We start from the raw sequence: 9,809 nt of genomic DNA, 5'->3' as shown, positions 1-9,809 counted from the left end.
GGGTTGTTGACCTCCCAGCCGCGCTGCGGCTCCAGGCGGATACGGGCGCCGTTGGCGCCACCGCGCTTGTCGCTGCCGCGGAAGGTGGACGCCGAAGCCCACGCGGTGGAGACCAGCTGCGAGACGGTCAGACCGGAGTCGAGGATCTTGGCCTTGAGCGCCGTGACGTCGGCGGCGTCGATGGCCTCGCCCTCGGCCTCGGGCAGCGGGTCCTGCCACAGCAGGGTCTCCTCCGGGACCTCCGGGCCGAGGTACAGCGACTTCGGGCCCATGTCGCGGTGGGTCAGCTTGTACCAGGCGCGGGCGAAGGCGTCCGCGAACTCCTCCGGGTTCTCGTAGAACCGGCGGGAGATCGGCCCGTAGATCGGGTCGAGCTTCAGCGAGAGGTCCGTGGTGAGCATCGTCGGGCGGTGCTTCTTCGACGGGTCGTGCGCGTCCGGGACGATCTCCGGGGCGTCCTTGGCCACCCACTGGTTGGCGCCGGCCGGGCTCTTGGTGAGCTCGTACTCGTACTCGAAGAGGTTCTTGAAGAACCCGTTGCTCCACTGGGTGGGGGTGGTGGTCCAGGTGACCTCGAGGCCACTGGTGATGGCGTCCTTGCCCGCGCCCGTGCCGTGCGTGGACTTCCAGCCGAGGCCCAGCTGCTCCATCGGGGCGGCCTCCGGGTCCGGGCCGACGGCGTCCGCGGGGCCCGCGCCGTGGGTCTTGCCGAAGGTGTGGCCACCGGCGATGAGGGCGACGGTCTCCTCGTCGTTCATCGCCATCCGGCGGAAGGTCTCACGGATGTCGCGGGCCGCGGCGATCGGGTCCGGGTTGCCGTTGGGGCCCTCCGGGTTGACGTAGATCAGACCCATCTGGACCGCGCCGAGCGGGTTCTCCAGCTCGCGGTCGCCGGTGTAGCGCTCGTCGCCGAGCCAGGTGGTCTCCGGGCCCCAGTAGACGTCCTCCTCGGCCTCCCAGACGTCCTCACGGCCACCGCCGAAGCCGAAGGTCGTAAAGCCCATCGTCTCCAGGGCGACATTGCCGGTGAGGACCATGAGGTCGGCCCAGGAGATGGACTGGCCGTACTTCTTCTTCACCGGCCACAGCAGACGGCGGGCCTTGTCGAGGCTCGCGTTGTCCGGCCAGCTGTTGAGCGGGGCGAAGCGCTGCTGACCGGCGCCGGCGCCGCCGCGGCCGTCGCTGATGCGGTAGGTGCCGGCGCTGTGCCAGGCCATACGGATCATCAGCGGGCCGTAGTTGCCGAAGTCGGCGGGCCACCAGTCCTGGGAGGTGGTCAGCACCTCGGCGATGTCCCGCTTCACCGCCGCGAGGTCGAGGGCCTGGAACGCCTCGGCGTAGTCGAACTCCTCACCCAGCGGGTTCGCCGCCGGGGGGTTCTTGGCGAGGATCTTCAGATTGAGCCGCTCCGGCCACCACTGGCGGTTGCCGCCACCTTGCGTGGGGTGAGGAGCACGCCCGTGTGCGACCGGGCAGCCCCCCGCTTCCTCTGTCTTCGGGTCTACGACGATTGCCTCATGGTTCTCGGACATGGAAATCCTTCCACACTAGGGCGGATCATGGTGCTCAGGAACTGGTGGCAGTGGAACAGTCGGGGCACTGGCCCCAGTAGATGACCTCAGCCTCGTCGACCGAGAAGCCGTGGTCATCGGACGCGGTCAGGCAGGGCGCCTCACCGGCGGCGCAGTCGACATCGGCGACGGCACCACACGACCGGCATACGACGTGGTGGTGGTTGTCCCCGACGCGTCCTTCGAACCGGGCGGAGTTGCCGGCCGGCTCGATGCGGCGTACGAGGCCCGCCGCGGTCAGTGCGTGAAGGGCCTCGTACACGGCCTGGAGGGAGATGTGGCCGACACGGTCGCGTACCCCGGAGGCGATCGCCTCGACCCCGAGGTGATCACCGTCCCGGACGGTCTCCAGCAAGGCGACACGGGCGGCCGTCACCCGCAGGCCGGCACCGCGCAGCTCCTCGGCAGTGGTCGGAGTCTGGGATGCGGTCATGGCGCAGAACCTACCCGCACAAAGGCGAACGGTACAAGGAAACGAGCCGTTAAAGTCTAGCGCCGCGCGGAAAAGTTTTGTCCTGATTCAGTATGACTCGCCCGCGAGCGCTCAGAGCCGCTTGGCGCTGCGGAAGAGCCCGGCGTAGAAGCCGTTGCCGTCGATCCGGGAGACACCGCCGTTGTCGCCGATGGTGGGGCCGTTCTGCTCCTTGCGGCTGGAGACGAACACGCGGTGGCCGTCGGTGTCCAGCCCCAGGTACAGGGCGACATGGTCCATATGGTCGCCGGTGCGGTGATCCATCTTGAAGAACAGCAGGTCACCGGGTTGGAGAACATCGATGTTGGTGGGCCGGGTGTACCACGGTCCGGGGCCCTGGATCTTGATGACATCGACGCCGACCTTGGAGCGGGCCATGCCGTTGGCGGTGCGCGGCAGGCCGTCGCCGAGGACGTTGCTCGCCATCAGGGGGTAGCGGGAGCGGTAGCCCATGACCATGCGGATGAAGCCGGAGCAGTCCAGCGCCCGGTAGCGCTCCTTGCGCGCGGCCAGCGTGGTGCCGTCGCGGAAGGTGTAGGAGATGCCGAGGTAGTCGTAGAAGTCGTTCTGCTCCAGCCGGTCCACGCCGTCCGGCTTGAACGGCCCGAAGACCGCGTCGCCCGCGTACGGGATGCCCTGGGCGTCCTTCTTGACCGGCGCGCCCGTCACGTACTGGAAGGCGATCGCGAAGATGTCCTCCTTCTTGCTGCCGTAGTTCTCCTTGAACCAGTCCTTGAACCACTGCTTCTTCTCGGCGCCCTCGGCCCACGGCTCCGGCATCAGCCGCACCCAGTCCTCGGTGATCACCTTGGACTTGGTGTTGGCGGGCTCGCTGAAGGTGCGGGAGGGGCCGCGCAGGGTGGCGGTGCGGGCGTGGTCGGTGAAGGTGGCGAGGATCTGGCCGTTGGCGCCGCGCAGGATGGTGCGGGCGGGGTTCTTCAGCCGCTCCCAGGTCTGCTTGCCGCTCTGCTGGCCGGTGCCGTTCTCCAGGTTCGGCTCGTCGATGACGGCCTGGGTGGCGGGCGTCCTGTCCTGCTCGTCCTTCCTGAGCTCCACGGTCAGATAGCCGCTGGCGCCGAGCAGCGCGAGCACGGTGACGGCGTGCAGTACGGGGCGTTTCTTCTTCGGTGGCATGGGATCGGCTCCGGTGGTGGGTCAGGCGGACGGCATGACGCCGAGGAGGATTCCGGCGGTGAGGACGACATAGGCCATCAGCGTCACCGACCCGGTGGACAGCAGGGTGGCCCCCCGGGGCTGGCGGACCAGCTGGTAGGCGATCAGGCCGGGGACGATGAAGCCGAGGGTCTGGTTCGCGTACATCAGCGGGAACTCCAGCGACAGGATGATCATCACGGTCGCCTGGAGGGTCACGCCGAGCAGCACGACCGCGGCGAAGAGCCGCTTGCCGTAGAGGATCACGTACTTCTGCATCAGCAGCGTGCCCACGTAGGTGAGCACGGTGACGCCGACGACCATCGCCGCCCGCTGGAGATCCTCGACGAGGGTCAGCGCCAGCCAGCCCGGGGTGATCATGCCGCCGGGCGAGAGGTTGGTGGTCAGGTAGCAGACCAGCGAGAAGAGCAGCCCGATCGCGATGCCGATGGCGGCGATCTCGGGGGTGAGGACGGAGGGGATCAACGCTGCTGCTCTCCTGGGTTCTGCCACTGCTGGGAGTCGTCGGCGGGCGGGGCGGGCGGGACGCGCGGCTCGAACAGGCCGCGGGGCTGCTGCGAGGCGTCGGGGTGGTGCGGGGCATCGGAGGCCGGTACGACGGCGGCCCACGGCTCCCGGGAGCCCTGGTCGTGCGTCGTCCGCGGGTACGGCCGCTCGGGGGTGCGCTGAGCGGGTACGCGCGCCTGGGGCGCGTACCGGGTCTCGTACGCCTCCGGGTAGCCCTGGTACGGGTCCAGGCGGGGCGCGTACAGCTGGACCGTGTCCACGTGCTCGACATGGCGCTCGCCGCCCGCCGGTGCGGTCGGTGCCGCCGGTGTGTCGTCGGCGCTCTCGTCGGGCGGCAGCTCGGCGAGGTGCTCCAGCAGGATCTCGCCCTGGCCGTGGATGTTGCCGATGGCGACCAGGGAGGAGTCGGGGCCGAGGCGGCCGAGCAGCTCGGCCATGAACTCCTCGGGATCCCGGCGGTCGCCGCCGAGGTCGACCGCGCGGTCCCGGTACTGGGCCGGGATGGCGTCGATGGCGGACTTGGCCGGGTGGCCGATGACGAAGACCTGCTCGGGGTCGAGATCGGGGATGATCTCGCCCATCTGGCCGTTGCGCTCGACCCGGTCGGGGCGGCAGTTGATGACCACGTTGAGCGGGCGGTGGATGGCGCCGAGGTCGAGCAGCTGGTTGATGTTCATCAGCGTCGACTCGGGGTCGTTGGCCGCGAAGACGTTGGCGAAGCGGAGCTTCTTGCCGTCCTCGGTGGCGTACCGCTCGACGGAGAGCACACCGGGGTCCGGCGGGGCGTCGTACATGCCCTGGAGGGCGGTCGCGCGGTCGACGCCCACCAGCTCGGCGACGGCGAGCGCGATGGCCACGTTCTCCTTGAAGGTGAACCAGCTGAAGCCGCGCAGCTCCTCGTCGCTGACCGTCGTGGGGTCGGCGTAGATCAACTGGCAGTTCCGGGCGTCCGCCTCCTCCTGGAGGATGTGGAAGCGGTCCTGCTCGGCGGTGACGCAGATGCCGTTCTCCGGCATGGACCGGCACAGCGAGCGGGCCACGTCGTCCAGCGTGGGGCCCATCTCGGCGAGGTGGTCCTCGCGGACGTTGCACAGCACGCCGATGGTGGAGCGGATCAGCTTGGACTGGTTGATCTCCTGGAGCGCCGGCATGACCGCCATGCACTCGATGACGAGCGCGTCCGGGTTGTAGGCGGCGGCGCGGCGCACGATGCCGATCTGCTCGACCACGTTGGCGATGCCGAACTTGCGGTAGACGGGCTCCTCGGTGGCGTCCGGGTGGATGAAGCGGGCCGCCGTACCGGTGGTCTTGGCCACGGTGGTCAGCCCGCCGCCGCGCAGGGCGCCCGCGCACAGCCGGGTGATGGAGGACTTGCCGCGGATGCCGTTGACCAGGACCCGGGTGGGGATGGTGTCGAGGTTGGTCTGGTGCCGCCGCTGTTCGACGATGCCGGCGATCAGCAGGACGGCCTCGCACACCACGAGCACGGTGTAGAGGAAGAGCACGGTGGGGCCTCAGTTCCTTCCGACGCCGGCGGGGGTCCGGCTGCCGCCGTCCCGTTTGCGGGGCTGCCCCTGGAGCTGCTGCCGGATCAGCTCCAGGCTGCGGACCACGGCGCCGACCTCGTCGTGGTGGCGCGGGAACAGCACGGTCTTGCGGTCGCCCGCGGCGAGCGCCTCGGCCTGTCCGGCCAGGGCGCGCAGGGGCCGTACGACGACGATGTGCAGCCAGCCCAGACAGGCGGCCGCGGCGGTCAGCCCCAGCAGTCCGGCCAGCACGGTCCGGTTCTGCAGGCTGTACTCGGGGATCGCCAGGCCCGAGGCGGGCTGCCAGCTGGCCAGGCTCCACTGGAGCGACTTGGCCGCGCCGCCGCCGCTGAACGGGGCGGCGGCCGCGACCCGTACGGTGCCGCCGCGCTGGACGGTGGCCTTCGCCTGCTTGGCGGCGAGCAGCGAGGTCATGTACGAGGGCGCCTTCTCGAAGGCGATGTAGCCGGAGTCGCCGCCGATGACCCGGCCCTCGGCGTCCACGACGCGGACCTCGCCCATGCCCTGGCGGCCCAGCAGCGCGTTGACGAACTCGATGCGGAACTCGCCGACGACGGCGGCGCCGCCCCGGCCGGGCGCCTGGGCGGTGGCGGTGACCACGGGCTTCTTGCCGCCCTCGCCGGTCACCTCGATGGCCTGCTTGGAGGGGGCCTTCCCGTCCTCGTGGTGGGGGCTGTCACCGGCCCGGGCCAGGATCTCGCCGTCGGCGCCGAGGACGTACATCGACTGGTAGCGGTCGTGCTCCTGCATGGTGCGCTCCAGGACCTTCTTCATGTCCTCGGGCGTGGTGCGGTCCCCGATCAGGGCGGCGACCGCGGACAGGTCGGCGTGGCCCTCGTTGAGCGCGCGGCGGACCCGGTCGCTGAGGGTCACGGTGCGGGACTTCTGGTCGTGGACGATCTGGACCGGGACCTTGACGGAGGAGTCGGCGCGGTTGAGCACCAGCATCAGCGGGACCGACCAGACGAGCAGCAGGACGGCGCAGACGGCGAGCAGGGCGCGGGCGCCCAGGCCCTTGCGCGCGGCCGCGGCCGGGCCCGGGGCATCGGCGGGCTCGCCCTGGAGCTGCCGGCGCAGCCGCTCGAGGGCGGCGCCCACCCGGGCGGCCTCGCCGGCCCTGGGCACGCTCACCGGGCGGGCGAGATCGCCGCGGGTGAGGCGGCGGCTCTCCAGGAACAGCCGGATCAGCGGCCGCTGCACGGTGCCCAGCAGCACCATCACCGCGAGCCCGCCGATGAGCAGCAGGCCGCCGGCGGCGGCCACCCCGAAGGCGGGGCGGGTGATCTGGGAGACCTTGGCGGAGACGTCGACCTCGGTGACGACGGTCAGCCCGAGGCTGCTGGCGGTGGTGGGCTCGCCCGGCCGCGGCGGGGTGAGCGTGGCGTAGCCGCCGACGGTGCGGACGTCCTCGGCGGCGCCCCCGGTGAGGTGGCCGCTGACGCCGGTGTAGCCGCCCGCGCCGGGCTCCTTGGCCTTGATGGGGTGCTGCCGGCCCTTGCGGGCGGCGGTCTTGGCGAAGGAGGCGAGCTGCTTCCTGGCCCGCTCGCTGTCCAGGGCGCCGTGGCTGGAGAGCAGTCGGCCGGTGGAGTCGACGACGCCGATGGCGCGGCCCGGGCCGAGGTCGACGCCGGGGAAGCTGAGGGTGCTGGAGGCGACGAGCAGCTGCTGGGGCTGGCCCTTCCAGGACAGCAGGGCGAGGATGATCAGCCGGGTCTGACCGTTCTCCAGGCGCACCATGCGCGGGGAGAGTCCGTCGCCGCGGGAGAGCTTGCCGAGTTCGATCGCGGTCAGCGGGACGTTCTCGCCGCGTGCGGCGAGCATCTTGCCCGACTTGATCTCGATGACGGCGGTGCCACGCCACTTCTGGTAGACGGTGCCGACCTTGTCCAGGACGGTGTCGGCGGAGACCGGCTTGCCCTCGTTGAAGAGGGTCGCGGTGCCGGTGAGGTCGGTGACCGACTCGTCGAGCGACGCCCGCAGCGCGATGGCGCCGTCCTCGGCGACGTACTGCTGCGAGGTCAGGACCGCCTTGGGAACCAGGGCGTTGTCCGGTTTGCCCAGGGTGAGGGCGGTGATTCCCGCGAGGGAGAGAAGCAGAACCGACAGCACGGCTATGGGAGGACGAATACCCCCCAGGAGCGACATATCGGCCCTTCGGCGGACCTTGTGCCGCCGCTTCGAACGCGAAGCGGCCACGGATGGGCTCCTCTCATGCAACTCACACCACACAGAGCGCACTCGAGTGCGATCCGGACCGTCAGACAGCCAGACTGATCAAAGGGTTGCACATCTTAAAGAAAAAACGAGAAAACCTGTTTGGTCTTGACCAAGGCTGGGCAAACGGCGGTCTTGCATTCTATGCCTGCCGTTCACCTGGAGGTCGCTCTTCACCCCTCTCATCCTGATATGCACCGGTAAAGCGGGTGGTTACGATGAGACGGTCATGGCGGAGATACGAACGAAGGCGATCACCGTGGCGGTTGTCACGGTCGCGTTCGGCCTGCTCGTGGCGGCATTGAGCACCTATACGATCGTCCGGTCGTCCGGAGACGACAACGGTCGTACGTCGGACGGCGCGCGGGCCCCCGAGGTCCCGCTGGAGCGCAGGCTCACCGACTTCACGGCCGGGCTCGGCCCCGACGCCGACTACCGGGAGCCGCGCCGCGCCGAACGCCGGGCCGTCGCCGACGCGGTGGGCCTGATCCTCGACGGACACCCGGACCGCGCCCGCCCACTCCTCACCGACGTCGGCTTCCGGCTCCGTACGCTCACCGACACCGGGACCGGCCGCCGCTACGCCGAGCTGTCCGACCGCACCGAGGACGGGCCCGACCCGCGCGGCTGGGCCCGGGTCTATGTGGACCTCTCCGCGCCCGCCCGCTGGTCGGTCCAGGTACCGCACCCGGTCTCCGACGCGGACACCGAACGGCTGGGCGCGCGCGTGCTCCTGGACTCCCCCGGCGGCGTCCTGGTGCTCGCGGGCGCCCACCGCAGGGCCGGGGACGACGACGCCGCCGACGCCGCCCACCGCACGGACTCGGTCTTCGACGCGGTCTGCGACGAGCTCGCCCGGCGCGGGCTGCCCGGCGTCCAGCTCCACGGCTTCGCCGACGACTCCGCGCCGGGCCGGGACGTCGTCGCCTCCACCGGCAAGGGCCGGGCGGGCCGCCCGGACGCCCGCCGCCTGGCGGCCGCCCTGACCGCGCGGCACTTCTCCGTCTGCCGCGCCTGGGTCCACGACTGCCCCCTGGAGGGCCGCGACAACGTCCAGGGCCGCAGGGCCGCCACCGAACATGTGTCGTTCCTGCACATCGAGTTCGCGCGGTCGGTGCGCACGAGCGACACCCGGATCCGACGCGCGGTGGCGGCCATCGGCACGGTGACCTCGCGGTGGGCGAAGGACGCGGCGGGCTAGGGGTTCCGGCGGACCACGCGGCGGAGCCACATGTCGATGCTTTCCCCTCCCCGCCCCTTCCCGCAGCAGCGATCATGCGGCTCCGCCGCGCGGCAGGGGCTCCGCCCCTGAACCCCGGAGGGCGCAGAGGCGGAGCCCCACCACTCGGCGGGCCGCATATCGCTGCTGTGGAGAGGGGCGCAGCCCCGGGCAGGGGTCAGGGGCGCAGCCCCGGGCAGGGGTCAGGGGCGCAGCCCCGGGCAGGGGTCAGGGGCGCAGCCCCGGCCTGGGGTCAGGGGCGCAGCCCCGGCCTGGGGTCAGGGGCGCAGCCCCGGCCTGGGGTCAGGGGCGCAGCCCCGGCCTGGGGTCAGGGGCGCAGCCCCGGCCTGGGGTCAGGGGCGCAGCCCCGGCCTGGGGTCAGGGGCGCAGCCCCGGCCTGGGGTCAGGGGCGCAGCCCCGGCCTGGGGTCAGGGGCGCAGCCCCGGCCTGGGGTCAGGGGCGCAGCCCCGGCCTGGGGTCAGGGGCGCAGCCCCGGCCTGGGGTCAGGGGCGCAGCCCCGGCCTGGGGTCAGGGGCGCAGCCCCGGCCTGGGGTCAGGGGCGCAGCCCCGGCCTGGGGTCAGGGGCGCAGCCCCGGCCTGGGGTCAGGGGCGCAGCCCCGGCCTGGGGTCAGGGGCGCAGCCCCGGCCTGGGGTCAGGGGCGCAGCCCCGGCCTGGGGTCAGGGGCGCAGCCCCGGCACAGGGTCCGGGCAGAACCCGGCACGGGGTCAGGGGCGGAGCCCCGGGCCAGGGTCTGGGGCGGAGCCCCGGTCCAAGGTCTGGGGCGGAGCCCCGGGCCAGGGTCTGGGGCGGAGCCCCGGTCCAAGGTCTGGGGCGGAGCCCCCGGCCGGGGTCTGGGGCGGAGCCCCGGGCCGGGGACTGGGACGCAGCCCGGCCCTGGGTCCGGGCAGAACCCGGCACGGGGTCAGGGACGAAGCCCCGGCACAGGGTCCGGGCAGAACCCCGGCACGGGGACTGGGACGCAGCCCCGGCCCAGGGTCCGGGCAGAACCCCGGCACGGGGGCAGGGGCGCAGCCCCGGGCAGGGGTCTGGGGCGGAGCCCCAGTTTCGGGAAGGGGCGGGGTGGGGAACGGCCCGCCGCAGGCGT

General features: G+C 71.9%; 7 protein-coding genes. 1 reads left to right on the top strand and 6 read right to left on the bottom strand.

Features of this window, described 5'->3' with window-relative positions; genetic code table 11:
• From katG to IEJ02_RS45075, 6 genes are all read right to left on the bottom strand, one after another.
• The coding region (katG, locus tag IEJ02_RS45100; protein WP_191070100.1) for a catalase/peroxidase HPI at positions 1 to 1,532 on the bottom strand (1,532 nt) is incomplete at its 3' end.
• A gap of 34 nt (positions 1,533 to 1,566) precedes the next feature.
• Positions 1,567 to 2,004, bottom strand: coding sequence for a Fur family transcriptional regulator (locus tag IEJ02_RS45095; RefSeq protein WP_137981124.1), 438 nt, complete (start codon positions 2,002 to 2,004; stop codon positions 1,567 to 1,569).
• A 111-nt stretch (positions 2,005 to 2,115) separates the two neighbouring features.
• On the bottom strand, positions 2,116 to 3,177 hold the full coding sequence (locus IEJ02_RS45090; protein ID WP_191070099.1) for an NlpC/P60 family protein: 1,062 nt from the start codon (positions 3,175 to 3,177) through the stop codon (positions 2,116 to 2,118).
• Between the two features lie 21 nt (positions 3,178 to 3,198).
• Positions 3,199 to 3,681 (bottom strand): poly-gamma-glutamate biosynthesis protein PgsC/CapC, encoded by a 483-nt coding sequence (locus IEJ02_RS45085; protein WP_044568305.1) that lies wholly within the window; start codon positions 3,679 to 3,681, stop codon positions 3,199 to 3,201.
• On the bottom strand, positions 3,678 to 5,228 hold the full coding sequence (pgsB, locus tag IEJ02_RS45080) for a poly-gamma-glutamate synthase PgsB (RefSeq protein WP_191070098.1): 1,551 nt from the start codon (positions 5,226 to 5,228) through the stop codon (positions 3,678 to 3,680). The genes IEJ02_RS45085 and pgsB overlap by 4 nt, the downstream gene beginning before the upstream one ends.
• Positions 5,229 to 5,237: 9 nt before the next feature.
• A complete protein-coding gene (locus IEJ02_RS45075; RefSeq protein WP_191070103.1) occupies positions 5,238 to 7,415 on the bottom strand; it encodes a HAMP domain-containing protein in 2,178 nt (725 codons plus the stop codon).
• Between the two features lie 298 nt (positions 7,416 to 7,713).
• Here IEJ02_RS45075 and IEJ02_RS45070 point away from each other — a divergent pair, with 298 nt between their 5' ends.
• The gene (locus IEJ02_RS45070; RefSeq protein ID WP_191070097.1) at positions 7,714 to 8,685 is read left to right on the top strand and encodes a hypothetical protein; all 972 of its coding nucleotides are present in this window, start codon (positions 7,714 to 7,716) and stop codon (positions 8,683 to 8,685) included.
• Positions 8,686 to 9,809: the final 1,124 nt, after the last annotated feature.

This window comes from Streptomyces sp. 5-10, assembly GCF_014712245.1.
Classification (GTDB): Bacteria; Actinomycetota; Actinomycetes; order Streptomycetales; family Streptomycetaceae; genus Streptomyces; species Streptomyces violaceusniger.
This window is presented reverse-complemented; position numbering and strand designations above follow the sequence as displayed.